At 69.9% G+C, this 23308-nt stretch carries 19 protein-coding genes; 12 read left to right on the top strand and 7 right to left on the bottom strand.

From position 1 onward, the window contains the following. Positions 1–990 (top strand): integron integrase, encoded by a 990-nt coding sequence (locus tag AC3WQA_RS11650; protein ID WP_492675215.1) that lies wholly within the window; start codon positions 1–3, stop codon positions 988–990. A 261-nt stretch (positions 991–1251) separates the two neighbouring features. After that, positions 1252–2148: a 4-hydroxybenzoate octaprenyltransferase gene (gene ubiA, locus AC3WQA_RS11645; RefSeq protein ID WP_492676352.1), complete on the top strand. Its 897-nt coding sequence runs from the start codon at positions 1252–1254 to the stop codon at positions 2146–2148. A 69-nt stretch (positions 2149–2217) separates the two neighbouring features. Here ubiA and AC3WQA_RS11640 read toward each other — a convergent pair whose 3' ends face one another. Further along, on the bottom strand, positions 2218–2949 hold the full coding sequence (locus AC3WQA_RS11640) for a ComF family protein (RefSeq protein WP_492675214.1): 732 nt from the start codon (positions 2947–2949) through the stop codon (positions 2218–2220). A 302-nt stretch (positions 2950–3251) separates the two neighbouring features. Here AC3WQA_RS11640 and AC3WQA_RS11635 point away from each other — a divergent pair, with 302 nt between their 5' ends. Then, complete coding sequence (locus AC3WQA_RS11635; protein WP_492675213.1) at positions 3252–5252, top strand: multicopper oxidase domain-containing protein; 2001 nt, start codon at positions 3252–3254, stop codon at positions 5250–5252. 72 nt (positions 5253–5324) lie between these two features. On the opposite strand, the gene AC3WQA_RS11630 is transcribed toward AC3WQA_RS11635, so the two are convergent. Next, positions 5325–8309, bottom strand: coding sequence for a ligand-binding sensor domain-containing diguanylate cyclase (locus tag AC3WQA_RS11630; protein ID WP_492675212.1), 2985 nt, complete (start codon positions 8307–8309; stop codon positions 5325–5327). Between the two features lie 140 nt (positions 8310–8449). Here AC3WQA_RS11630 and bioB point away from each other — a divergent pair, with 140 nt between their 5' ends. From bioB to AC3WQA_RS11600, 6 genes are all read left to right on the top strand, one after another. Further along, a complete protein-coding gene (bioB, locus tag AC3WQA_RS11625) occupies positions 8450–9502 on the top strand; it encodes a biotin synthase BioB (protein WP_492675211.1) in 1053 nt (350 codons plus the stop codon). 103 nt (positions 9503–9605) lie between these two features. Continuing rightward, positions 9606–10949, top strand: a complete 1344-nt coding sequence (gene bioF / locus AC3WQA_RS11620) for an 8-amino-7-oxononanoate synthase (RefSeq protein ID WP_492675210.1) — start codon at positions 9606–9608, stop codon at positions 10947–10949. A 28-nt stretch (positions 10950–10977) separates the two neighbouring features. Further along, complete coding sequence (locus AC3WQA_RS11615) at positions 10978–11913, top strand: sulfurtransferase (RefSeq protein ID WP_492675209.1); 936 nt, start codon at positions 10978–10980, stop codon at positions 11911–11913. Then, the gene (bioH, locus tag AC3WQA_RS11610; protein ID WP_492675208.1) at positions 11910–12680 is read left to right on the top strand and encodes a pimeloyl-ACP methyl ester esterase BioH; all 771 of its coding nucleotides are present in this window, start codon (positions 11910–11912) and stop codon (positions 12678–12680) included. The genes AC3WQA_RS11615 and bioH overlap by 4 nt, the downstream gene beginning before the upstream one ends. After that, positions 12677–13582, top strand: coding sequence for a malonyl-ACP O-methyltransferase BioC (gene bioC / locus AC3WQA_RS11605; protein ID WP_492675207.1), 906 nt, complete (start codon positions 12677–12679; stop codon positions 13580–13582). The genes bioH and bioC overlap by 4 nt, the downstream gene beginning before the upstream one ends. 150 nt (positions 13583–13732) lie before the next feature. Continuing rightward, the gene (locus AC3WQA_RS11600; RefSeq protein WP_492675206.1) at positions 13733–15574 is read left to right on the top strand and encodes an SLC13 family permease; all 1842 of its coding nucleotides are present in this window, start codon (positions 13733–13735) and stop codon (positions 15572–15574) included. A gap of 22 nt (positions 15575–15596) precedes the next feature. Here AC3WQA_RS11600 and AC3WQA_RS11595 read toward each other — a convergent pair whose 3' ends face one another. Further along, entirely contained in the window at positions 15597–16877 is a 1281-nt protein-coding gene (locus tag AC3WQA_RS11595) for a nucleotide sugar dehydrogenase (RefSeq protein ID WP_492675205.1), read from the bottom strand. Between the two features lie 43 nt (positions 16878–16920). Continuing rightward, positions 16921–17274: a Rieske (2Fe-2S) protein gene (locus AC3WQA_RS11590; RefSeq protein WP_492675204.1), complete on the bottom strand. Its 354-nt coding sequence runs from the start codon at positions 17272–17274 to the stop codon at positions 16921–16923. Positions 17275–17349: 75 nt separating this feature from the next. Here AC3WQA_RS11590 and AC3WQA_RS11585 point away from each other — a divergent pair, with 75 nt between their 5' ends. The 3 genes from AC3WQA_RS11585 (at position 17350) to AC3WQA_RS11575 (ending at position 20069) form a co-directional block, all read left to right on the top strand. Next, positions 17350–17622 (top strand): hypothetical protein, encoded by a 273-nt coding sequence (locus AC3WQA_RS11585; protein WP_492675203.1) that lies wholly within the window; start codon positions 17350–17352, stop codon positions 17620–17622. A gap of 50 nt (positions 17623–17672) precedes the next feature. After that, positions 17673–18590 carry a drug/metabolite exporter YedA gene (gene yedA / locus AC3WQA_RS11580; RefSeq protein WP_492675202.1) on the top strand — a complete coding sequence of 306 codons (918 nt, stop codon included), beginning with the start codon at positions 17673–17675 and terminating at the stop codon, positions 18588–18590. 87 nt (positions 18591–18677) lie between these two features. Further along, the gene (locus tag AC3WQA_RS11575) at positions 18678–20069 is read left to right on the top strand and encodes a short-chain fatty acid transporter (RefSeq protein ID WP_492676351.1); all 1392 of its coding nucleotides are present in this window, start codon (positions 18678–18680) and stop codon (positions 20067–20069) included. Positions 20070–20078: 9 nt separating this feature from the next. On the opposite strand, the gene AC3WQA_RS11570 is transcribed toward AC3WQA_RS11575, so the two are convergent. The 3 genes from AC3WQA_RS11570 to AC3WQA_RS11560 are packed head-to-tail and all read right to left on the bottom strand — an operon-like array spanning position 20079 to position 23258. After that, positions 20079–21386: an ABC transporter permease gene (locus AC3WQA_RS11570; RefSeq protein ID WP_492675201.1), complete on the bottom strand. Its 1308-nt coding sequence runs from the start codon at positions 21384–21386 to the stop codon at positions 20079–20081. An 11-nt stretch (positions 21387–21397) separates the two neighbouring features. Continuing rightward, positions 21398–22561, bottom strand: coding sequence for an ABC transporter permease (locus AC3WQA_RS11565; RefSeq protein ID WP_492675200.1), 1164 nt, complete (start codon positions 22559–22561; stop codon positions 21398–21400). A gap of 10 nt (positions 22562–22571) precedes the next feature. Continuing rightward, entirely contained in the window at positions 22572–23258 is a 687-nt protein-coding gene (locus AC3WQA_RS11560) for an ABC transporter ATP-binding protein (RefSeq protein ID WP_492675199.1), read from the bottom strand. Positions 23259–23308: the final 50 nt, after the last annotated feature.

Below are 23308 nucleotides of genomic sequence, written 5' to 3'. Positions count from 1 at the left end.
GTGGAGTTTGAGACGGCCCAGGCTGGCGCCGGTGGGCCGCCACGACTGCTGGACGAGGTGCGGCGGGTGCTGCGGGTGAAGCACTACAGCCTGCGCACGGAGCAGGTTTACGTCGGCTGGATTCGCCGCTTCATTCTGGCCAACGGCAAGCGGCATCCGCGCGCGATGGGCGCTGCCGAGGTGGAGGGGTTCCTGTCGCAACTGGCGGTGCAGGGACGGGTGGCGGCCAGTACGCAAAACCAGGCGTTGTCGGCCTTGCTGTTCCTGTACCGGGAGGTGCTGCAGGCGGATTTGCCCTGGCTCGATGGGGTGATCCGGGCCAAGCGGCCGGCGCGCGTGCCCATGGTGTTATCCCGTGATGAGGTCAGTCGTTTGCTGGCGCACATGGATGGCCGGCCGTGGCTGCTGGCAAGCCTGCTATACGGCTCGGGCCTGCGCTTGATGGAAGCGCTGCGGCTGCGCGTGAAGGATGTGGACTTCGACCGCGGCGAGATCACAGTACGCGACGGCAAGGGCGGCAAGGACAGGCACACCATGTTGCCGCGTACCCTGGCGGAGCCGTTGCGACGCGAGGTGGAGCGCGCGCGGCAGTTGCATCAAGCCGATTTGGACGAAGGTTTCGGCAGGGTCTGGCTGCCGTTCGCGCTGGCGCGGAAATACCCCTCCGCACCGCGCGAATTCGGTTGGCAGTATGTGTTTCCGGCAGCGCGCCGATCACACGATCCGCGCGATGGCGGCGAACGCCGGCACCATATCGACGATGCCTTGCTGGCGCGGGCTTTGAAGCGCGGTTGCCGCGAGGCCGGCATCGCCAAGCCGGTCAGCGCGCACACGCTGCGACACAGCTTTGCCACGCACTTGCTGGAATCGGGCAGCGATATCCGCACGATACAAGAGTTGCTTGGCCACAAGGACGTCGCCACCACGCAGATCTACACCCACGTGCTGAATCGTGGCGGGCGCGGGGTCCTGAGCCCACTGGATCGTTGAAGGGCTCTGCGCGCGGGGCGAACGGACAAGCCCACGCACCCCGGCACCAGCGGTTCTTGCGCCACGCGCCGGCTATTTGCGGCGCCAGGTCACGTTGTGGCGGCGGTGGCGTGGGTGACGGCGGGCTAAAATGCGCCGATGGCTTCCCGATCGCGCAAGCGCAAGCAACCCAAGTCGCCCCGACCGCCGTCGCCCGCACCGGCCAGGGCGACGCGGGCGATCGTGCCGCGCCCGGCGGACAGCTCGGCGCGGGCGTCGAGCGTGCTGGATATGCTGCTGCGCGCGCTGCCGGCGCGTTTCCGCGAGCCGGCGCGCGACGTGCTGGTGCTCACGCGCATGGATCGGCCGATCGGCGCGCTCTTGCTGCTGTGGCCCACCTGGTGGGCGCTGTGGCTGGCGGCGGGGGATTTCCCGCCGTGGAAGCTCCTGCTGATTTTCAGCCTCGGCGTGTTCTCGATGCGCGCGGCCGGCTGCGCGATCAACGACTTTGCCGACCGCAAGCTCGACCCACAGGTGGCGCGCACGGCGGGGCGGCCCATCGCCAGCGGCCGGATAAGCCCGCGCGCGGCGCTCGTGGTGTTCGGCGCGCTGCTGGCGTTTTCCTTCGTGCTGGTGCTGTTCACCAATGCGCTGACGATCAAGCTGGCCTTTGCCGGCGCGCTGCTGGCGGCGCTGTATCCCTTCACCAAGCGCTGGATCTCGCTGCCACAGGTGGTGCTGGGCGCCGCCTTCGGCTGGGCGATACCGATGGCGTTCGCCGCCGTGCAGGGCACGGTGCCGGCGCTGGGCTGGCTGCTGTTCATCGGCAACATCCTGTGGTCGGTGGTGTACGACACCGAGTACGCCATGGTGGATCGCGAGGATGATTTGAAAGCCGGCGCCAAATCCACCGCCATCCTGTTTGGCGATGCGGATGTGCCGATTCTCGGCGTGCTGATGGCCACCCTGCTGCTGACGATGGCGCTGGTGGGGCATCGCGCTTCCTTGAGCTGGCCGTACTGGCTCTGCCTGCCGGTGGCGACGGGGTTGTTCGCATGGCAGCTGTGGCTGATCCGCCGGCGCGAGCGCGGGGCGTGCCTGGCGGCGTTTCGCCACAACAACTGGTGGGGGCTGACGTTGTGGGCCGGCATTGCGCTGGCGCTGGCGGCGAAGCCGTAGGGATGTTTGGTCGCCCGCGAGCGGGCTCCTACGGGAGAGGTCGTGGCGGGCGATGCGGCCCGGCGAGGCTCATGGGCCATGCGCTGGCGACGGCGCGCGGGCCAGCGCCCACACGTCCACGCGGGCCACGCCGGAGTGCTTGAGCACGCGGGCGCACTCGGCCAGCGTGGCGCCGGTGGTCATCACGTCGTCGAGGATGGCCACGTGCGCCGGCAACGTCGCGTCTTCGCGCAGGGCGAAGGCGCCATGCACGTTGCGACGGCGGGCGACGGCATCCAGCTCGGTCTGCGCGTGGGTGGAACGCACGCGGCGCAACACGTCGTGCCGCAGCGGCAGGGCGAAGTGGCGCGCCAGCGGGCGGGCCAGCTCCAGGGCCTGGTTGTAGCCACGCTGGCGCAGGCGTGCGTGGTGCAGCGGCACCGGCAGCAACAGGGCGGGCAAGGGCGTGGCGGGCGATTCGGCCAACCATTGCCGCGCCAGTGCGCGACCGGCGGCGAGGTCGTGGCCGAACTTGAAGCGGGTTTCCAGCGGGTTCAGCGGCCAGCCGTAGCGAAACGGCACCCAGGCACCATCCCATGGCGGCGCGTGGCGCAGGCACGCTCCGCACAGCGCAGCGGGCGTGGCCAGCGGCAGGGCGCAACGCGCGCAGCAGCGGCGGTTGCGCGGCAGCTCGGTGGCGCAGTCGGCACACAGGTCGCTGTCGCCGTGTCCGCTGGCGCCACACAACAGGCAGCGCGACGGCAGCAGCCAGCCGTGCAGGGCCTGCCAGGTTTGCCGCCATATCCCCGCTTCGCCGCCCATGGCGCTGGCCTCCGTGTCGAGGCGTCGATGGTAGCGACAATTTGCCCGCGTTCGAGAGAAATTCCGTGCGCAGCGAAAGCTTCCATCGCACCGCCCACGACTCATCATCGCCAGCGGCATCGAATCAGCCACTTGCACGACCGTCCCCATGCACCAGGCCGTGACTGACGCGGGCCTTCGCAATATCTTGTCGACCGGCGCACGCCGAACCACGTGTTGGTTCGCCGCGGCGGTCGTAGACTCCACGTTTTGTCGATGACTTCGCTGGCGACGCCGACACCCTTCCGCTCGAGGAACGCTTCATGACCCTGCCCGACGACGACCATTCCGCCTCATCCACCTGGCCCGCCGTGGCCGGCACTGCGCTACGCGTGGCCTTCGGCATCATCTGGATCGTGGGCGCCGGGCTCACCTTCAGCGGCGACTTCGCGGCGCATTACGTGGGCTACCTGCACAATGCCGCGCACGGTCAGCCGGCGTGGGCGGCGTGGTGGTTCGCCATGTGGATCGCGCTGGTCACCCCGCATGCGGGCCTGTTCGTGTGGTTGACGCGCATCGCCGAGACGGCGCTGGCGCTGGCGCTGATCTTCGGCTTCGCGCGCAAGACCACTTACATCCTCGGCCTGCTCTTCAGCCTGTTGATCTGGAGCACGGCCGAGGGCTTCGGCGGGCCGTATTCGGTGGGCGTCACCAACATCGGCGCGGCGCTCAGCTATGTGCTGATTTTCGTGGCGCTCATCATCGTCAACTACCGCGTCGGGCCCAGCCTGTACAGCGTCGATTACCTGATCGAGCGGCACTGGCCGGCATGGCGCCGGATCGCCGAGTGGAACGTGGCGGCCGAGCCCAACGACGCCGCGCGCCTGCCCTGGCGTGTGCAGGCGCCCGCGCTGGCCGGCATCGTGGTGCTGGTGGCCTTGCTGCTCGCCGGCCTGCAGAGCGCGACCAACGTGAAGTCGGCCTCGCCCGCCGCCGCCGCCGCCGCGGTGACGCCGCTGGCGCTGGCCTCGCCCCAGCCCATCGACCACGCGCGCGACGCCAGCCTGCCGCCGCTGCAACCGGGCAACACGGCCAAGGTGACGATCACCGTCTCCGACCAGAACGTGGAGATCGCCAGCGGCGTGCAGTACCAGGCCTGGACCTTCGGCAAGAGCGTGCCCGGCCCGGTGATCCACGTGCGCCAGGGGCAGACGGTGGAGTTCACCCTCGTCAACCACGGCAGCATGCAGCATTCGATCGATTTCCATGCGGCGATCACGCCGCCCAACCTGCACTACGCCGACATCCTTCCGGGCGAGCAGATCCAGTTCTCCTTCGTGGCCAAGGTGGCGGGCGCCTTCCTCTACCACTGCGGCACGCCGCCGGTGCTGCTGCACATCGCCAACGGCATGTACGGCGCGATCATCGTCGACCCGGCCACGCCGCTGCCGCCGGCCGCGGAGAGCTACGTGCTGGTGCAGGGCGAGTGGTACACCCAGCAGGTGGCCGGCAAGCTGATGGCCAACGACTACGCCAAGGTGCAGGAAATGCGCCCGGACGAAGTGGTGTTCAACGGCGCCGCCTTCCAGTACCGCGACCATCCGCTCACCGCCAAGCCGGGCGACCGCGTGCGCCTGTACGTGGTGAACGCCGGCCCCAGCCTGTGGAGCGCCTTCCATGTGATCGGCGCGATCTTCGACAAGGTGTATCCGGGCGGCAATCCGGCGCAGGCGATCGACGGCGTGTCCACCTGGTCGGTGGGCCCGGGCGAGGGCGCGGTGTTCGACCTCAAGCTCGACGAGCCGGGCAAGTACGCCTTCGTCGACCACGCGATGGCGCACATGGTGCTCGGCGCGATGGGTTTGCTGCATGTGCTGGAGCCGCCGGGTGCGGCAGCCGCCAAGCCGCCGATCTCGAAGGCGCCGGCCGACCAGCAGGCCGCCGCCGTGGCAGCAGCCAAGCCCGCCGCCAGCAGCGGCCCCTACGCCTTCGACGCGGCGCGCGGCGCGCAGCTCTACGCCACCAACTGCGCCGCCTGCCACCAGCCCACCGGCCTGGGCCTGACCGGTGCCTTCCCGCCGCTGAAGGACAACCCCGCAGTGCAGGATGCCGACCCGGCCACCCAGCTCACCACCATCCTGCACGGCCTGCGCGGCGTCGCCATCAACGGCGTCAGCTACGCCAGCGCGATGCCGCCGTTCGCCGACAGCCTGAGCGATGCCGACATCGCCGACATCGCCAACCACGAGCGCAGCTCGTGGGGCAACCAGGGCAAGCCGGTCACGGCCGAGCAGGTGAAGGCGGCGCGCACGGCGGGCAAGTAAGGCGCCGACGCCCGGCCGCGTCGCCCGTGGCGGCGGCGCGGCAGCTGCGGTAGACGGGCTTTTCCACCGGCTTCACTCGCGCACGCAATTGCGACCGGCCTGCTTGGCCCGGTACATGGCCTGGTCGGCCTCGCGCAGCAGGCGATTGGCGTCGGCGTCGCTGGCGATCGTCGCGGCGGCCACGCCGGCGCTGACGGTGACGTGGTTGGCGAGGATGCTGCCGGGCACGGGGATCAGGCTGGCCTCCACGCCAGCGCGGATGCATTCGGCGACCTCGAGTGCCTGCGCCCGCCCGCAGGCCGGCAACAGGCAGGCGAATTCCTCGCCGCCGTAGCGCGCCACCAGCGCGTCCGCCGGAGCGCAGTAGCGCATCGCCGTAGCCACCACACGCAGCGCCTCGTCGCCGGCGGGGTGGCCGTAGTGGTCGTTGTAGTCCTTGAAGTGGTCGACGTCGACGAAGACCAGGCTGGCCGGACTGGGATCGGCGCGGCGCGCCACCGCGTCCAGCGCCTCGTGCAGGCGACGCCGGTTGGCCAGGCCGGTGGGCGCGTCGAGGTAGGAAAGCTCGGTGAGCCGCGCGTTGGCCGCGTTGAGCTCGGCGGTGCGGTCGTCCACCAGCGCGCGCAACTGCGCCTGCCGCTGCTTGAGCGCGCGCACCCGCCAGTGCAGCAGCAGGTACAGCACGAGCATGATGACCAGTGCGTAGCCGATCCGCGCGAGCGTGGTCTGCCACCAGGCCGGCAGCACGGTGATCGCCAGCTGCACCGGCGGGCTCGGGTTGCCGGCATAGTCGCGCGCCTCGATGCGCAGGGCGTAGCGGCCCGGCGACAGGTGGCTGAGCACGCGACTGGTTTGCGTCGTCCACGGCGAAGGAGTGGCCTCGTCGCCCAGCAAGCGGGTGCGGAACTGGCTTTCGTCCTCGTTGCGCCAGCTCAGCAGCGCATAGCGCACGATGAGGTTGTTCCAGCCCGGGCGCAACACGATGTCCTGCGCGGGGAGGGGTTTGTCGTCGAGGCGGGCGCCGGTGATGCGCAACGGCTTGGGCGTGCGGTCGGGGCGGTCGTCGGCGGGGTCGTACACGCCCAGCCCGCCCAGCATGCCGACCCAGTAGCGGTCATGCGCGTCGATGAACTGCCCGCCGCCGTTGCACTCGTCGTGCGGCAGGCCGTCGCGCCGGGTGAACACGCGCGAGCGGTAGCCATGCGCGGTGGGCAGCAGTTGCTGCACGCCGTTGTTGGTGCAGATGTAGGTGCGACCCTGGCTGTCGCGCAGCGCGCCGTAGGCGTAGGCATCGGGCGCCGGCGGCAACGGCTCCGGCAGCAGGCGCGGGTGGGCCGGGTTGGCCACGTCCACGCGCACGATGCCGCGCGCGCTGCCCAGCCACAGCACTGGCCGGCCGGCATCGACCAGCAGCGATACGCCGAGGATGGCGCCGGCGGGCAGCGCGGCCTCGCCGGTCACGTTGACGAGCCGGCGGCCATCCCAGCGCAGCAGGCCCAGCGAGCTGGCCACCCACAGCCACGCCTGGCCCTGGGCATCGGTCTGCGTCGCCAGTGCGTTGGCGCCCCAGCGCGCGGGCGCGCCCGCCAGCGCCAGCGCCGTCCACGTGCCCGCGCGTCGGCGGTACAGACCGCTGGTGCGGGTGGCCAGCCACAGCTCCGGCTGGCCGTGGTCGCTGCGGCCAAGCAGGTCGAGCACGGCCTCGGCCGTGTCCAGCGCCCATGGCGTGGCTACCTGCTGGAAGCGCGGGCCGGGCAGCACGCGCATCAACGCGCCACCGGAGAGGCCCAGCCACAGGGTGTCCTCGCCGTGCTCGTCCGGGGCGCGACGCAGCAGGCGCACGAAGGACGAGGGCAAGCCATCGGCCACTCCGAAACGACGCCAGCGGCCCTCCTCGTACAGCGCCAGGCCGTCGCGCGCCGCGCCCACCCACAAGCGCTCGCCGCCCTGCCCGTCGGGCTCCGCGCGCACCGCGAACACGCCGCTGGCATCGGTGCCCAGCAGCGAGGCGGTACGCCATGGCCCGCCGCTGGCCAGTGCCCGCGCCATGCCGTTCTCGGTGGCCAGCCACAACACCTGGGTGCCGTCGGGGGCGCGCCAGACGGCGACATCGCGCACCACGTTCGAGGGCAGGCCGTTGTCACGGTCGAACACGCGCACGGCGTCGCCGTGGATGCGCACCAGGCCGGCGCGTGAGGCAGCCCACACGGCGCCATCGTCGTGCGGCAGCTGGCTCTGCGCGAGACTGTAGAAATCGTTGGTGGGCGCGTTGCCGTTCTGCAGGCTCCAGCTGGCGAGGCCGTCGGCATCCAGCCGCCACAGGCCGGCGCCGAAGGTGCTGATCCAGAGTTGCTCGTGGCCGCCCCGGCGAGCCACCAGCAGGCTTTCGATCTGGCTGCCGTCGAAGCCCGGCGCCACGAAACGCCGCCAGTGGCCATCGCCCTCGCTGTACCAGAGGCCTTGCGTGCCACTGCCCACCCAGAGGCGCGCGTGGCCGAACAGGTCGTGCGTGGCGGCGAGGCTCAGCACCGTGCGCGGCAACTGCTCGGCACCGGGCGCAGGCGACCACCGGCCATCGGTAAACCACAGCAGGCCATCCCCCATGCTCAGCGCCCACAGCGTGTAGCGCCCCGCGACATCGCGCGTCTCCACCAACCGGCGCACGTCGCGGGCGGGGAAGTGGGCCACGGAGCGCCAGCGGTGACCGTCGTAGCGGGCGATGCCACGGTCGCGGAAGGCGGCCCACAGGCTGCCGTCATGGGTGCTGGTCAGGGTGCCCAACTGGCCGCTGGTGGCGAAATCCCCGGTGTTGCGCCAGCGGCTGCCGTCGTAGCGCACCAGCTCATTGGCGGCGGAGGCCCAGACGAAGCCGTCCTGGTCCACGGCCACCTGGGCCATGATCGAGGTCGGCAGGCCGTCGCGCGCCGAGAAGCTGGTGAAGGCCGGCGCGCCGAGGTCGAACAGGCTCAGCGGGCGCACGGGCGCCGCCGGCGCGGCGGCGAGCGGCCACACCACGAGCAACAGCAGGCAGGTCAGGGCGCGCGACAGATGCGTCATCGGCAAGCGTGGGCGTGGCGGTCGCCGCAGTATGCACGGCTCGCGTGTCGGGAACGTGGTAAACCACAATGCGGTGGCGTTTGGTTGACGGGCACGGACGGGCCGCCCACACTTCGCGGCCTCAGCCACGGAGCCGCCCCATGTCCCCTGCCACCGTCCGCCACGACTGGACGCGCGACGAAGTCGCCGCGCTGTTCGCCCTGCCGTTCAACGAGCTGCTCTACCGCGCGCACGGCGTGCACCGCGAGCACCACGATCCGAACGCGGTGCAGGTGTCGACCCTGCTGTCGATCAAGACCGGTGGCTGCCCGGAGGATTGCGCCTACTGCCCGCAGGCGCAGCGCTACGACACCGGCGTGCTGCCGCAGAAACTGCTGGAAGTGGACGAGGTGCTGGAGCGCGCGAAAGCCGCCAAGGCCGCCGGCGCCAGCCGCTTCTGCATGGGCGCGGCGTGGCGCGGGCCGAAGGATCGCGACATCCCCAAGGTGGCCGAGATCGTGCGCGCGGTGAAGGATCTGGGCCTGGAAACCTGCGCCACCCTGGGCCTGCTCGGCGACGGCCACGCGCAGGCGCTCAAGGACGCCGGGCTGGACTACTACAACCACAACATCGACACCGCGCCGGAGTTCTACGGCGAGATCATCCACACCCGCGAATACACCGATCGCCTGACCACGCTGGAACAGGTGCGCGACGCCGGTCTGAAGACCTGCTGCGGCGGCATCGTCGGCATGGGCGAGACGCGCACGCAGCGCGCCGGCCTGCTGCAGGCGCTGGCCAACCTGCCCGAGCACCCGCAGTCGGTGCCGATCAACCAGCTGGTGCCGGTGCCGGGCACGCCGCTGGCGAACGCGGAGAAGCTCGATCCGTTCGAGTTCGTGCGCACCATCGCGGTGGCGCGCATCGTGATGCCGCGCTCCATCGTGCGCCTCTCCGCCGGCCGCCAGCAGATGAGCGACGAGGTGCAGGCGCTGTGCTTCTTCGCCGGGGCCGGCTCGATCTTCGCCGGCGACAAGCTGCTCACCACCGGCAATCCCGATGTGGCGCACGACCACGCGCTGTTCCGCCGGCTCGACCTGCATCCGCTGGAAGTGGCGGAGGAAAGCGCCACCGTGCATGCCGGCATCCTCGCCGAAGAAGGCTGCTGTGGCGGCGGTGGCGGCTGTGGGTGTTCGTGCAGCGAGGCGGCCTGATCCATACGTCTTGCGGCCTGCTGCTTTGCCCCCTCTCCCCCAGGCCTTGCCTGGGGGAGAGGGACGGGGTGAGGGGGTCGCCGTTGCCCTGAGACTGCCAGCCATGCCCAAAGCCCCCCTCCCCCCAATCCTCTCCCCCAACGATGCAGCCGTTGGGGGAGAGGGAGTTTCGAGCCCATCGCCCGCGCCGGCGTCGTCGCTTTATCTCCCTCTCCCCCCGACGAAGTCGGGGGGAGAGGGTTGGGGTGAGGGGGCTGCTCTCGCTTCACGCCCAGACCTGCTCAGCCGTCTGGCCATCCAGACGGCCGAACGTGAAACGCAAAACCTGCGCCGTCGCCTGCGCACCATCGACCACGTCGATGGCCCGTGGCTGGTATCGAACGGCCAACGCCTGCTCGGCTTCTGCAGCAATGATTATCTCGGTCTGGCGCAGCACCCCGCGCTGGTCGCCGCGCTGAAACAAGCCGCCAGCGCGGGCAGCACCTCGGCCCACCTGATCTGCGGCCATCGCCGCGAACATGCGGAGCTGGAAGAGGCCCTAGCCGAGTGGACGGGGCGCGCGCGTACCCTGCTGTTCTCCACCGGCTACATGGCCAACCTCGGCGCACTGCAGGCGCTGCTGGCGCGCGGCGAGCTGTGCGTGCAGGACAAGCTCAACCACGCCTGCCTGCTCGACGGTGCCCAGCTTGCCGGCACCGAACTGAAACGCTATCCGCATGCCGACGTGGCCGCCGCCGCGCGCCAGCTGGCGAGCCGGCCCGGCGTGCCGGCGCTCGTCGCCACCGATGGCGTGTTCAGCATGGATGGCGACGTGGCGCCGCTGGCCGCGCTGGCCGCGCTATGCGCGCGCGAGCACGCCACCTTGATGGTGGACGACGCGCATGGCCTGGGCGTGCTCGGCCCCGACGGCGCGGGCAGCCTCGCCGCCGCCGGTCTGGGTGAAAGCGACGCGCCGGTGCTGATGGCCACGCTGGGCAAGGCGCTGGGCGCCAGCGGCGCCTTCATCGCCGGCCCCTCCGCGTTGATCGACGGCCTCACCCAGTTCGCCCGCAGCTACGTCTACACCACCGCCATGCCACCCGCGCTGGCCGCCGCCGCACTGGCCGCGGTGCGCGTCGCGCGCGGCGAAGGCTGGCGCCGCGAGAAGCTGCACGCGCTGATCGCCCGCTTCCGCCGCGGTGCGACGCAGCTCGGCCTGCCCTTGGCGGACTCGACCAGCGCGATCCAGCCGCTGCTGCTGGGCGAGGCTCGCGCCGCGCTCGATGCGACGCGGGCGCTGGAAGCGCGCGGCCTGCTGGTCACCGCGATCCGCCCGCCCACGGTGCCGCCGGGCCAGGCGCGGCTGCGCATCACGCTGAGCGCCGCGCACGAGGAGGCACACGTGGATCGCCTGCTGGGCGCACTGGCTGATCTGCCGCAAGGGGCGCGGGCGGGGCGCCACGTATAATGCCCCGCTGCCCTTCGCGTTTTTCCCCATGAGCCTCCTCAACATCGCCGCCTACCGCTTCGTGGCGCTGGACGACCTGCCGGCGCTGCGCGAACGCGTGCGCGAACGCGCCGCCGCGCTGGCGCTCAAGGGCACCGTGCTGCTGGCGCCGGAAGGCATCAACCTGTTCCTCGCCGGCGCGCGCGACGCGGTGCAGGCCTTCATGGCCTGGCTGCGCGAGGACGCGCGTTTCGCCGGGCTGGAGGCGAAGGAGTCGCTCTCCGACGCTGCCCCCTTCGGCCGCCTGCGCGTGCGGCTGAAGCAGGAGATCATCACCATGCATCAGCCGGCGATCCGCCCCGCGGGCGGCCGCGCGCCGGCGGTGGACGCGGCCACGCTCAAGCGCTGGCTGGATGCCGGCCACGACGACGATGGCCGCACCGTGGTGATGCTGGACACGCGCAACGACTACGAAACCGCCGTGGGCCGCTTCATCGACGCGGTGGACTACCGCATCGCGCGTTTCACCCAGTTCCCCGCCGCCGTCGCCGCCGACCGCGCGCGCTACGCCGGCAAGACCGTGGTGTCCTACTGCACCGGCGGCATCCGCTGCGAAAAGGCCGCGCTGCACCTGCAGGCGCTGGGCATCGAGCACGTGCACCAGCTCGAAGGCGGGATACTCAAATACCTCGAACTCACCGACGGCGCGCACTGGCAAGGCGGCTGCTTCGTGTTCGACGAGCGCGGCGCGGTGGGTGCCGACCTGCGCCCCACGACCAGCTCCCCTCTCCCGCTTGTGGGAGAGCGGCTGGGGGAGAGGGGAGAATCTCGCAAGGATCTTGCATCGAAGCCGGTTTCGATCCACGGCGTGGCAAGCCCCGACCCCTCACCTCAATCCCCTTCGGCTGGCTCAGGGCAGTGCTCTCCCCGGAGGGGAGATGAGACGAACGCGAAGGGCGCGTTGCTTGAAGGGAGCGGCGCATGAGCCTCTACATCGAACAAGCCGGCCACGGCCCCATCCCGCTGGTGCTGCTGCACGGCTGGGCCATGCACGGCGGGGTGATGGCGCCGCTGGTGGAAGCGCTGGCGGATCGCTGCACGATCCATGTGGTGGACCTGCCCGGCCATGGCCACTCGCGCGACAGCAAGGTGCCGCTGGAACCCGCCGCCTGCGCCGCCGCCATCGCACAGGCCACGCCACCGGCGATCTGGGTGGGCTGGTCGCTGGGCGGGCTGATCGCGCTCACCGCCGCGCTGGAGCAGCCGCAAAGCGTGCGTGCCCTGGGCATGCTGTGCGCCACGCCCAAGTTCACGCGCAGCGCGGATTGGCGCTGGGGCAGCGACGGCGCGCTGGTGCGCCAGCTCGCGCTTGACCTGGAAACCGACTACCACGCCACCATCGACCGCTTCCTGGCGCTGGAGGCGATGGGCAGCGCCGACCCGCGCGCCGAGCTGCGCCATCTGCGCCAGCTGGCCTTCACCCGCGGCGAGCCCGACCTGCGCGTATTGCAGGAAGGCATCCGCATCCTGGACACGCAGGATCTGCGCGCGCGTCTGCCCTCGCTGCAACTGCCCAGCGCCTGGATCGCCGGCCGCCGCGACCGCCTGGTGCCACCGCCGGCGATGGACTGGTCGGCCGCGGCCGCGCGCGGGCACTACGCGCAGATCGAGCACGCCGGCCACGCGCCGTTCTTCACCCATGCCGACGCCGTGGTCGCGGCGCTCGGGCCCCTGCTGGAAACCCTGCGATGAGCGACTTCCACCTCGACCGCGCGCGCTTGCGCCGCAACTTCGGCCGCGCCGCGACCAGCTACGAGAACCACGACGCGCTGCAGCGCGAGGTACAAGCCGACCTTTTGGCGCGGCTGGATTTCTACGACGAATCGCCCGACCGCAAGGGCCTGCTGCCCGAACACATCCTCGACATCGGCGCCGGCACCGGCCTGGGCACCGCGCAGATCAAGGCGCGCTACCCCAAGGCCGAGGTGATCGCGCTGGACATCGCCCTGCCCATGCTCAAGGCGGCCAAGCGCCACAGCGGCTGGCTGAAGCCGCTGCGCCGCGTCTGCGCCGAGGCCACCGCGCTGCCCTTCCCCGACCACAGCATGGACATCGTGCATTCCAACCTGTGCTTCCAGTGGGTGGACAACCTCGAGGCGCTGTTCGCCGAGTGCTGCCGCGTGCTGAAGGTCGGCGGTTTCCTGGTGTTCTCCAGCTTCGGCCCGGACACGCTGAAGGAGCTGCGCGCGGCCTGGGCCAGCGTGGACGAGCACTCCCACGTGGGCCGCTTCCTCGACATGCACGACGTGGGCGACGCGGTACTGAACGCCGGCCTGCGCGACCCGGTGCTGCAGACCAACCACTACACCCTGACCTACAGCCAGCCGCGCAAGTTGCTGGACGATCTGCGCGGGCTGGGCGCCACCCACGCCGATGCGGCACGCCCGCGCGGCCTCACCGGCAAGGCGCGCTATCGCGCCATGCTGGAGGCCTACGAGGCGATGCGCGTGGACGGCCGCATCCCGGCCAGCTGGGAAGTGGTCGCCGCCCACGCCTGGGGCCCGCCGCCCGGCCAGTCGCGGCGCATTCCCGGCGGCGGCGAGGTGGCCAGCATCTCGGTCAGCAGCCTGCGCGGCTCGCGGCGGACGCGCTAGGAACCGGGGCATCCCGGCGCTGGCAATGCGGAGTTCACCAGCCCTTCCGCCGCGCCGTTTATACTGGCGCGACCCTGCCAGGGACGAACGTCGCAGCGTGAATCCGCCACTGCCACTCCACGCATCCACGCCCTGCCGGGAGGCGCGCTGATGCCGCTTGCGCTCACCCCCGAAATGATCCTGGTGCTCGGGCTGGTGGGCTTCACCATGCTGATGCTGGTGCTGGAGTGGATTCGCGCCGACATGGCGGCGCTGCTGGTGGTGGTGGTGATCGGCCTGACCGGGGTGATCCCCTCGGAGAAGGTGTTCAACGGCTTCGCCGGCAACGCGGTCATCGCCATCATCGCCATCATGATCATGGGCGAAGGGCTGGATCGCGCCGGCGTGCTGAACCTCACCGCGCAGGCGGTGATGAAGCTGGCCAAGGGCATGGAGTCGCGCCTGGGCCTGGTCATCAACCTGATGGCCAGCCTGTTCTCGGCGGTGATTCCCAGCCAGGCGCTGGCGGCGTTGATGATACCGGTGTCCAGCCGCCTGTCCGCGCGCACCGGCGTGCCGATCTCCAAGCTGCTGCTGCCGATGGCGTTCTGCATCCTCACCGGCACCAACACCACGCTGATCGCCAACTCGCCGCTGATCGTGCTGAACGACCTGATCGCCAGCGCCAATGCCAACCTGCTGCCCGGCGCGCACACCATTCCCAAGTTCGGCCTGTTCAGCGTGACCCCGGCCGGGCTCGCGCTGGGCCTGGTGGGCATCGCCTATTTCTACTTCTTCGGCAGGAAGCTCCTGCCCGGCCACGAGGACGAGCGGCTGAAGGTGACGCCGGGGCGCACCGAAAGCTATTTCGCCGACACCTACGGCATTGCCGGCGAAACCGCCGAGCTGATCGTCACCGCCGAAAGCCCGCTGGTTGGCATGAGCATCGGCGAAGCCGAACAGCTGCACGGCGCGCCGCTGATCCTCGCCATCAAGAGCGGCAACGAGGCGCGCATGGCGCCGCCGGCCGACCACGTGATCTGGGTGGGCTCGGTGCTGGGCGTGCTCGGCCCGCACGAGCAACTGGCGCAGTTCGCCAACAACCAGCTGTGCCGGCTGTCGGCGCGCATGAGCCAGCTCGGCGAGCTGTTCAACCCCACGCGCGCGGGCATTTCCGAAGTGGTGATTCCGCCGGTGTCGCGCTTCGTCAAGCACCGCATCGCCGAACTGCGCCTGCGCAAGCGCTTCGGCATCTCGGTGCTGGCGGTGAACCGCGGCGACAAGGTGTTGCGCGACGACGTGCGCCAGGTGGAACTGCGCGCCGGCGACACCGTGGTGGTGCACAGCAACTGGCGCGACCTCGCGCTGGCCGCCGAGGACCGCGACCTGGTGGTGGTCACCGACATCCCCAAGGAGGAGCAGCGCCCCGGCAAGATCTGGCAGGCAGTGGGCTTCTTCGTGATGGCCAAGTGCCTCGCGCTGTTCACCAACCTCGACCTCTCGGTGGCGATGATGTGCGGCGCCGTGGGCATGCTGCTGTCGGGCGTGCTGAACATGGACGAGGCCTACAAGGCGATCAACTGGAAGACCATCTTCGTCACCGCCTGCCTGATCCCGCTGGGCTGGTCGATGGATGCCACCGGCACCGCCGCATGGCTGGCGCAATACGTGCTGCACTACCTCGGCCATGCCACGCCCTGGCTGCTGCAGGCCACGCTCGCCGTGCTCACCCTGCTGTTCTCGCAGGTGATGTCCAACGTCGGCGCCACCGTGATGATGGTGCCCATCGCCATCTCGGTGGCGGTGGCCACCGGCGGCAACCCGTCGGCCTACGCGCTGATCGTGGCGGTGTCCTCGTCCAACACCTTCCTGCTCAGCTCCGGCCACCCCGCGCTGATGATGGTCACCGGCCCCGGCGGCTACAAGGGCAGGGATTTCCTGCGCGTGGGCGCGCCACTCACGCTGGCGATGCTGGTGGTCACCCTGGTGTCGATCAACCTGCTGTTCCGCTGAACGGGACGCTCGCCGGTGCCGCTTACAGGCGGCCGTCCACCATGTCGCGCGGCAGTACGCCCTTGATGTCGTAGACGACACCATCGGGCTTCGCCAGCGCACGCACCTCGCCGGGCGGCCGGTTGCGGAACGGCTCGTGCGCCACCGCCAGCACGACGGCATCGTAGCCACCGGCCGCCGGCCACTGCGGCAGCAGGTCGAGGCCGTACTCGGCCCTGGCCTCCTCCGCGTCGGCCCAGGGATCATGCACATCCACGCGCATGCCCAGCGCCATGAACTCGCGCACCAGATCCGCCACGCGGGTATTGCGCAGGTCCGGGCAGTTTTCCTTGAAGGTAAAGCCGAGCACCAGCACGCGCGCGCCCTTCACCGGCTGGCCGCGCAGGTTCATCAGCCGCACCACTTCGGCGGCGACGTGCCCGCCCATCGCGTCGTTGATGCGCCGGCAGGCCAGCAGGATGTCCGGGTAGTAGCCGGCCGATTGCGCCTTCTGGATCAGGTAGTAAGGATCCACCCCGATGCAGTGTCCGCCCACCAAACCCGGCTGGAACGGCAGGAAGTTCCACTTGGTGCCGGCCGCGGCGAGCACCTCCTGCGTATCGATGCCCAGCCGGTGGAAGATCAGCGCGAACTCGTTGATCAGGGCGATATTGGCATCGCGCTGCGTGTTTTCGATCACCTTGGCGGCCTCGGCGACCTTGAGGCTGGGCGCCCGGTGCGTGCCGGCCCGGATGATCCGCCGGTACAGCGCATCGACGAACTCGGCGGTTTCCGGCGTGGAGCCGGAGGTGATCTTGGGAATATCGGCCAGCCGCCGCTGCGCATCGCCGGGGTTGATCCGCTCCGGACTGTAGCCCACGGTGAAGTCGACGTTGCAGCGCAGGCCGGAGGCGCGCTCCAGCTCCGGCACGCAGATCTCCTCGGTGGCGCCCGGGTACACGGTCGACTCGTAGATCACCACGTCGCCGCGCTTGAGCACGCCGCCCAGCATGGCGCTGGCGCGGATCAGCGGCGAAAAATCCGGACGCTTGTGCGCATCCACCGGCGTGGGCACGGTCACCACGTAGGTGTCGCGATCGCGCAGCGCATCCACCTCGGTGGCGTAACGCAAATGCCGCGCCTCGGCCAGCTCGGCGGCCGTGCGCTCCCCCGTGCGATCCCGCCCCGCGCGCAACTGCGCCACGCGCTCGGCATCGATATCGAAGCCCAAGGTGTCGAACCACTTGCCGAATTCAAGTGCCAGGGGCAGCCCCACATAGCCCAGGCCAACGATGGCAAGCCGAATCCGCTCAAGGTCTTTCATGTGACGTTTTCCCGCCGGACAAGCAAGGCGACAGGGTAGCGGATCAAGCGGCGCTGGCTCGCCCCAGCAGCCACACTTCCCCGCCGCGCACTTCGACCGGCAGGGCGCGCAGGCTTTCGCCACGGCAGGGACCGCCCACGCACAGGCCGCTGCCGCAGTCGAAGCTGGCGCCATGCACGGCGCAGATGATGAGTTCGTTCTTGCGCAGGAACTGGCCCGGCGCATAGTCCAGCCGCCGGCCGGCGTGCGGACAGACGTTCAGCCAGGCACGCAGCAGCGCGCCCTGGCGCTGGACGATCACGCTGTCGCCATCCAGCGCGGCCACGTTTTCGACGGCGGTGGTGCCGTCCTCGGGGAGGGCATCCAGCGGGCAAAGCAGGGTGTCGGCAATGACCATGGGCACTTGTCTCGGCGGCCGATTGGCCCCATCGTAGTCGCGTAAGTCCTTGATTTTAGCACACGGATTTTTAACATGTACCTTCGCATGCCCATGCCGCACCGTCCCCGCCACCCGCTGCTGCGCGTCCTGTCGTTCGTTCTCGGCCTGGCCGCATTGGGCGTGCTCGCGGTGTTCGGACTGATGGTGGCCGGCGTACTGCTGGTGGGCGGCGCCGTGTTCATGCTCTGGCGGCACTGGAAGCTGGCGCGCACGCCGGCGGCGGCCCGCCCGGCGCAGCCGCGCTCCACCGACGTGCTGGAAGGCGAGTTCGTGGTGATCCGCGAGAGGCGTTCCGCCGCGCACTGACCGCGCCGCCGTCAACGTGGATAATGCGCCGTCCCCACGGCGTTCCCTCCATGTCCGATCCCTCGCTGCCGCCCGCGGCCAACGTGCCGCGCCGCCTTGCCGACCCTCGCCTGCTGGTGCCGCTGGGGCTGGGCACGTTGTACCTGGTGTGGGGCTCGACCTATCTGGGTATCCGCATCGCCGTGGGCGGCTGGCCGCCGTTCCTCCTGGCCGGCGTGCGTTTCCTGATTGCCGGCAGCCTGCTGCTGAGTTTCCTGCGCCTGCGCGGCATGGCACTGCCCACCCGGCGGCAATGGCGCAACGCGGCGGTGGTCGGCACGTTGCTGCTCGGTCTTGGCAACGGCCTGGTCTGCTACGCCGAACGCGAGGTGAGCTCGGGCATCGCCGCCGTGGCGGTGGCCAGCATGCCGCTGTTCATGGCGCTGTTCGGCCTGCGTCACGGGCATCGACCCAATGCGCTGGAAACGGCGGGACTGGTGATCGGCTTCATCGGCGTGGTGGTGCTGAACCTGGGCGGCGACCTGTCCGGCTCGCGCCTCGCCGCGCTGGCGCTGTTGGCGGCCGCCGCCGCCTGGGCCTATGGCTCGGTGTGGAGCAAGCACCAGGAAATGCCCCCCGGCCCGATGAACACCGCCGCGCAGATGCTGTGCGGCAGCGCGGCGCTGTTCGTCATGGGCTTTGCCAGCGGCGAGCGCCTGCCCGCGCATCCACCGCTGGCCGCGAACCTGGCGCTGGCCTACCTCGTCGTGGCCGGCTCGCTGATCGGCTACAGCGCCTATCTGTATGTGCTCAGGCACGCGCGCCCCGTGCTCGCCACCAGCTACGCCTACGTGAACCCGCCGGTGGCGGTGCTGTTCGGCGTGCTCGTGGCCGGCGAGCACGTCGGCATGCTGGAAATCACCGGCACCGCGATCATCCTCTGCGGCGTGGTGGCGATCACCCTGGCACAGCAGAAGCGCACGGGCTGACGCCACCGGCTTGCCCCGGCGATGCGCGTGGCGCGACCATGCGCAAGGCATCATCTCGAAGGCATGAACATGGCGAACGAAGGCCTGATGGCGCGTCTGGCGCTGCGCAGTGCGGCGTGGTCGGAGCGCTGGTTTCCCGATGCCTGGGTATTTGCCGCGCTGGGCGTGGCGCTGGTGGCGCTCGCAGCGCTGGGTTTCGGCGCGACGCCGGTGGCCACGGCGAACGCCTTCGGCGACGGCTTCTGGAGCCTGATCCCGTTCACCATGCAGATGGCCTTCGTGGTGATCGGCGGCTACGTGGTGGCCACCGCGCCGGTGGTGGCGCGCGGCATCGACGTGCTGGCGCGCTTCCCGCAAACCGGCCGCGGCGCGATCTGCTACGTGGCGCTGCTGAGTATGCTGGCCTCGCTGCTGTCCTGGGGCTTTTCGCTGGTGTTCGGCGGACTGCTGGTGCGCGCGCTGGCCACGCGCGAGGAGTTGCGCATGGATTACCGCGCCGCCGGCGCCGCCGCCTACCTCGGCCTCGGCGCGATCTGGGCGATGGGCCTGTCGTCGTCGGCCGCGCAGCTGCAGGCCAATCCGGCCAGCATGCCGCCGGGCCTGCTGGCGATCACCGGCGTGCTGCCGTTCACCCACACCATCTTCCTGTGGCAATCCCTGCTGCTCACCGCCTGCCTGATCGCGGCCTCGCTCGCGGTGTGCTGGCTCACCGCGCCGTCGGAGGCGAACGCGCGCACGGCGCGCGATTTCGGTATCGGCGAAGCCGCCGCGGTGCCCGCGCTGCCACCGCGCACGCGCCCCGGCGAGTGGCTGGAATACAGCCCGCTGCTCTGCGTGCTGATCGGCCTGTTGGGCCTGGGCTGGCTGGTGCATGAATTCATGGCCAAACCGGCGGCAAGCGCGATCGCCAACCTCAACACCTACAACTTCCTGTTCCTCACTGTGGGCCTGCTGCTGCACTGGCGTCCGCGCAGCTTTCTGGACGCGGTGACACGCGCGGTGCCGAGCACGGCGGGCGTGCTGATCCAGTTACCGCTCTACGGCGGCATCGCCGCCCTGCTCACCCACGCTCGGGGTGCGGACGGCGCCACGCTGGCGCACCGGCTGGCGCAGCTGTTCGTGCACGTGGCCAGCACCGACAGCTTCCCCGCGGTGATGGGCGCGTACTCCGCCATCCTCGGCTTCTTCGTGCCCTCCGGCGGCGGCAAGTGGCTGGTGGAGGCGCCCTACGTGATGCAGGCGGCGAACGACCTGCACGTGCACCTGGGCTGGGCGGTGCAGGTGTACAACGCCGCCGAGGCGCTGCCCAACCTCATCAATCCGTTCTGGATGCTGCCCCTGCTGGGCGTGCTCGGCCTCAAGGCACGCGACGTGGTGGGCTACACCTTCATGCAGCTGGTGGTGCACGTGCCCCTGGTACTGGGACTGTTGTGGCTGTTGGGGCTCACCCTTACGTACGTGCCGCCGGTGATGCCCTAGCGCTGGCTCCTACAGCTCGCGCAAGGCGGTGGCCACCGGCAGCCGCGCGGCGCGCACGGCGGGGAAGATGCCGCCGACGAAGCCGATGGCCAGCGCCCACTTCAGGCCCGTCCACACCAGCGCACCGTTCACCTTGAACTGGAACATCACGTCGGTGAAGCCGTTGAGCGTGGAGGCGGTGTAGCCATCGAACACCAGCCACACGACCAGCGCCCCGACGAGGCCGCCGACCAGCGCCAGCAGCATCGTCTCCAGCATCACCGACACCACCACCGGCGCGCTGCGGAAGCCGATGGCGCGCAGCGTGGCGATCTCGCGGGCGCGCGCGGCCACTGCGGCGAACATGCAGTTGAGCGCGCCGAATACCGCGCCGATGGCCATGATGAGGCCCACCGCCACGCCCACCGCGCGGATGGTCTTGGTCAGCGTCTCGGACTGGCGGGCGAAGAAGGCGCGCGTGGTGTCGGCTTCGACCTTGAGCTTGGGATCGGCCGCCAGCGCCGCCTGGAACGACGCGAAGGCCTTGGCGTCGGTGAGCCGCACCAGCACCGATTCGGCACTGTCGCCGCGCCGCCAGGCCGCCGCCACTTCCTGCCGATCCGCCCACAACTCGGAGTCGTAGGCATTGCCGGCGGCAAACACACCCACCACCTTCCATTGTTGCCGGCCGATCTTCACCGCATCGCCCACCGCCAGGCCAGCGTATTCGCGCTCGGCGCTCTGGCCCACCACCAGCTCGTTCAGGCCGGGCTTGAACGGGCGACCGGCGACGATCCTGAGGCCCGGACGCAGCGCCCAGGCGGCGGCGTCGACGCCGCGCAACTGCGCGTTGGCGTCGTCGTCCGCGCCGCGCTTGCGCAGGTTGGCGGTGACCACCAGCTCGGCCGACACCAGCGGCTTGCCGGAGGCGTCGCGCGCGATGCCAGGCGCCTGTTCGATGGCATCCACGTCGTTGCGCACCAGCACCGACTGCGACTCGGCTACCGAGCCGCCGCGCAGCACGATGGCGGTGTCGTCACGGCCACCGCTGGCCAACGTGGCCTGGAAGCCCTGCCCCATGGCGAACAACGCCACCAGCACGCCAACCACGCCGGCGATGCCCACCACGATCACCGAGGAGGAACCCAGCCGCTGGCGCAGCGTGCCCACGCCCACCAGGGTCACCTGCCCGGCCTGGCGGCCACCACGGCTGAACGCGAGCCACAGCGCGAGCAGCACCACCAGCGCCACCGCGCCGACCCACGGCAGCGCCGTCCAGGCCATCAGCACCACCGCCACGAGCAGCAACAGGCCGAGATTGATCGCAAATTTTTTCATGGCGCGCTCCTTCAGCGTCCGCTCAGTGCATCGACGATGTTCAGGCGCATCGCGCGCCATGCCGGCGGCAGTCCTACCACGGCGCCGATCAGCAACATCAGCAGCACGCCGGCCAGCCAGGTGCTGGGCGCCAGCGCGTGCACCGGGATCATGCCGCCCGAGGCCGCACCGATGCCCGGCACGATCACGGACACCAGCGCCAGGCCGATCAGCCCGCCGATCAGCAGCAGCAGCACGCCCTCGGCCAGCACCATCGCCAGCACGCTGGTGCTGGAAAAACCGATCGTCTTCAGCACCGCGAGCTCACTGGTGCGCTCGCGTACCGCCTGCATCATGGTGTTGCCGGTGAGCAGCAACAGGGTGAAGAACACGGCGCCCATGATGGCGGTCACGATCAGGCCGATGTTCACCAGTTGCTTGATGAAGGAGGTCTGGAAGGCCTGCTCAGTCTGCGCCTTGGTTTCGTGATCCGAATTGGCCGAGATCGCGTCAATGGCGCGCGCCACCGGATCGGCCTGCGCCGGGTTGGCCACCTGCACCACGTACCAGTGCACGTTGCCGGCGCCGAAGGCGTTGTTCTCGTCGAAGTATTTCCAGTGGAACAGCAGCATCTGCTCGCGCCCGGCATCCTGCGGCGTCTTCGCGTGGAAGATGCCCACGATGTCGAAGGTCCAGGTGCTGTTGCCGCTGGCCTTGGACGGAAAGATGGTCGATTTCAGCGGAATCTTGTCGCCAATCTTCCAGCCGAAACGCTGCGCCAGCGCCGCGCCCACGATGGCGCCGGTGCGGGTCTTGTCCCACGTGGCGCGCTCGTCGGCGGGCAGGGTCATTTCAGGATACAGGTCGAGGTAATTGGGGCTCACCGCGAAGCTGATGACCTGATTTTTCGGATCCTGATACACGCCGCCAAACCAGTTGGCGTAGGCCACTTCCGATACGCCAGGCACCTGCGCGATGCGCGCGCCCAGGCTCTCGGGCAAGGGCTGCTGCATCGACATCTTGGAGTTGACGATCAGCCGCCCCGCACCCGCCACGCTGTCGCCCGCGCTGAAGGCGAGCCGCACCGAGTCGAGCAGACCGAACAACAGAAAGGCCGCGATGATCGACACCAAGGTGAGCAAGGTGCGCGACTTGCGCCGGAACAGCGCGGCCCAGATGAGATGGAAGTATTTCATGGCGTTCCCCTCAGGCCACCGCATGCCCGGCCAGCGTACCCTTGTCCAGATGCAGGGTGCGGCTGGCGAATTCGGCGGCCTTGGGATCGTGGGTGACCATCACGATGGTCTTGCCGTGCTCGCGGTTGAGCGTGCGCAAGAGGTTCAGCACATCCTCCGCGCTCTGCCGGTCGAGATCGCCGGTGGGCTCGTCGCACACCAGCAAGGTGGGGTCGGAGACGATGGCGCGGGCGATCGCCACGCGCTGCTGCTGGCCGCCGGACAGCTCGCTGGGCTTGTGCGAAGCGCGTTCGGCCAGCCCCACCAGTTGCAGCGCGATGGCCGCATTCTTCTTGCGCTGCGCGCTGGAAAGTTTGGTGAGCAGGAGCGGCAGCTCCACGTTCTTCTGTGCGGAGAGCATTGGCATCAGGTTGTAGAACTGGAACACGAAACCGACGTTGGCCGCGCGCCATTTCGCAAGCTGGCCGCCGCCCAGTTGGTCGATGCGCGAACCGGCCACGCGAATGCTGCCGGCGCTGGGCGTATCCAGCCCGCCGATCAGGTTGAGCAAGGTGGTCTTGCCCGAGCCGGATGGCCCCATCAAGGCAAGGAAATCCCCCTCGGTGATGTCGAGGTCGATGTGGTGCAGCACTTCAACCTTCTGCTTGCCACGCGTATAGACCTTGGCGAGGTCGCGAATGTCGATCAGGGTGTCCATGCTTGCCTCCGGTGAACTGGATTGATGGTAGGTGCCCGCTTGCGGGCGAT

Source organism: Rhodanobacter sp. FW106-PBR-R2A-2-24, assembly GCF_058789615.1.
Note: the sequence above shows the minus strand (reverse complement) of the source record. Positions and strands in the feature narration are given on the sequence as shown.

What these genes read in the sequence shown, in the direction of transcription:
- AC3WQA_RS11635 (WP_492675213.1), top strand. Translation starts at nt 3,252, where the DNA reads ATGACCCTGCCCGACGACGACCATTCCGCCTCATCCACCTGGCCCGCC.
- bioB (WP_492675211.1), top strand. Translation starts at nt 8,450, where the DNA reads ATGTCCCCTGCCACCGTCCGCCACGACTGGACGCGCGACGAAGTCGCC.
- AC3WQA_RS11585 (WP_492675203.1), top strand. Translation starts at nt 17,350, where the DNA reads ATGTACCTTCGCATGCCCATGCCGCACCGTCCCCGCCACCCGCTGCTG.
- bioC (WP_492675207.1), top strand. Translation starts at nt 12,677, where the DNA reads ATGAGCGACTTCCACCTCGACCGCGCGCGCTTGCGCCGCAACTTCGGC.
- AC3WQA_RS11595 (WP_492675205.1), bottom strand. Translation starts at nt 16,877, where the DNA reads ATGAAAGACCTTGAGCGGATTCGGCTTGCCATCGTTGGCCTGGGCTAT.
- AC3WQA_RS11630 (WP_492675212.1), bottom strand. Translation starts at nt 8,309, where the DNA reads ATGACGCATCTGTCGCGCGCCCTGACCTGCCTGCTGTTGCTCGTGGTG.
- AC3WQA_RS11600 (WP_492675206.1), top strand. Translation starts at nt 13,733, where the DNA reads ATGCCGCTTGCGCTCACCCCCGAAATGATCCTGGTGCTCGGGCTGGTG.
- AC3WQA_RS11570 (WP_492675201.1), bottom strand. Translation starts at nt 21,386, where the DNA reads ATGAAAAAATTTGCGATCAATCTCGGCCTGTTGCTGCTCGTGGCGGTG.
- AC3WQA_RS11575 (WP_492676351.1), top strand. Translation starts at nt 18,678, where the DNA reads ATGGCGCGTCTGGCGCTGCGCAGTGCGGCGTGGTCGGAGCGCTGGTTT.
- AC3WQA_RS11560 (WP_492675199.1), bottom strand. Translation starts at nt 23,258, where the DNA reads ATGGACACCCTGATCGACATTCGCGACCTCGCCAAGGTCTATACGCGT.
- AC3WQA_RS11615 (WP_492675209.1), top strand. Translation starts at nt 10,978, where the DNA reads ATGAGCCTCCTCAACATCGCCGCCTACCGCTTCGTGGCGCTGGACGAC.
- bioF (WP_492675210.1), top strand. Translation starts at nt 9,606, where the DNA reads ATGCCCAAAGCCCCCCTCCCCCCAATCCTCTCCCCCAACGATGCAGCC.
- AC3WQA_RS11640 (WP_492675214.1), bottom strand. Translation starts at nt 2,949, where the DNA reads ATGGGCGGCGAAGCGGGGATATGGCGGCAAACCTGGCAGGCCCTGCAC.
- yedA (WP_492675202.1), top strand. Translation starts at nt 17,673, where the DNA reads ATGTCCGATCCCTCGCTGCCGCCCGCGGCCAACGTGCCGCGCCGCCTT.
- AC3WQA_RS11565 (WP_492675200.1), bottom strand. Translation starts at nt 22,561, where the DNA reads ATGAAATACTTCCATCTCATCTGGGCCGCGCTGTTCCGGCGCAAGTCG.
- AC3WQA_RS11590 (WP_492675204.1), bottom strand. Translation starts at nt 17,274, where the DNA reads ATGGTCATTGCCGACACCCTGCTTTGCCCGCTGGATGCCCTCCCCGAG.
- bioH (WP_492675208.1), top strand. Translation starts at nt 11,910, where the DNA reads ATGAGCCTCTACATCGAACAAGCCGGCCACGGCCCCATCCCGCTGGTG.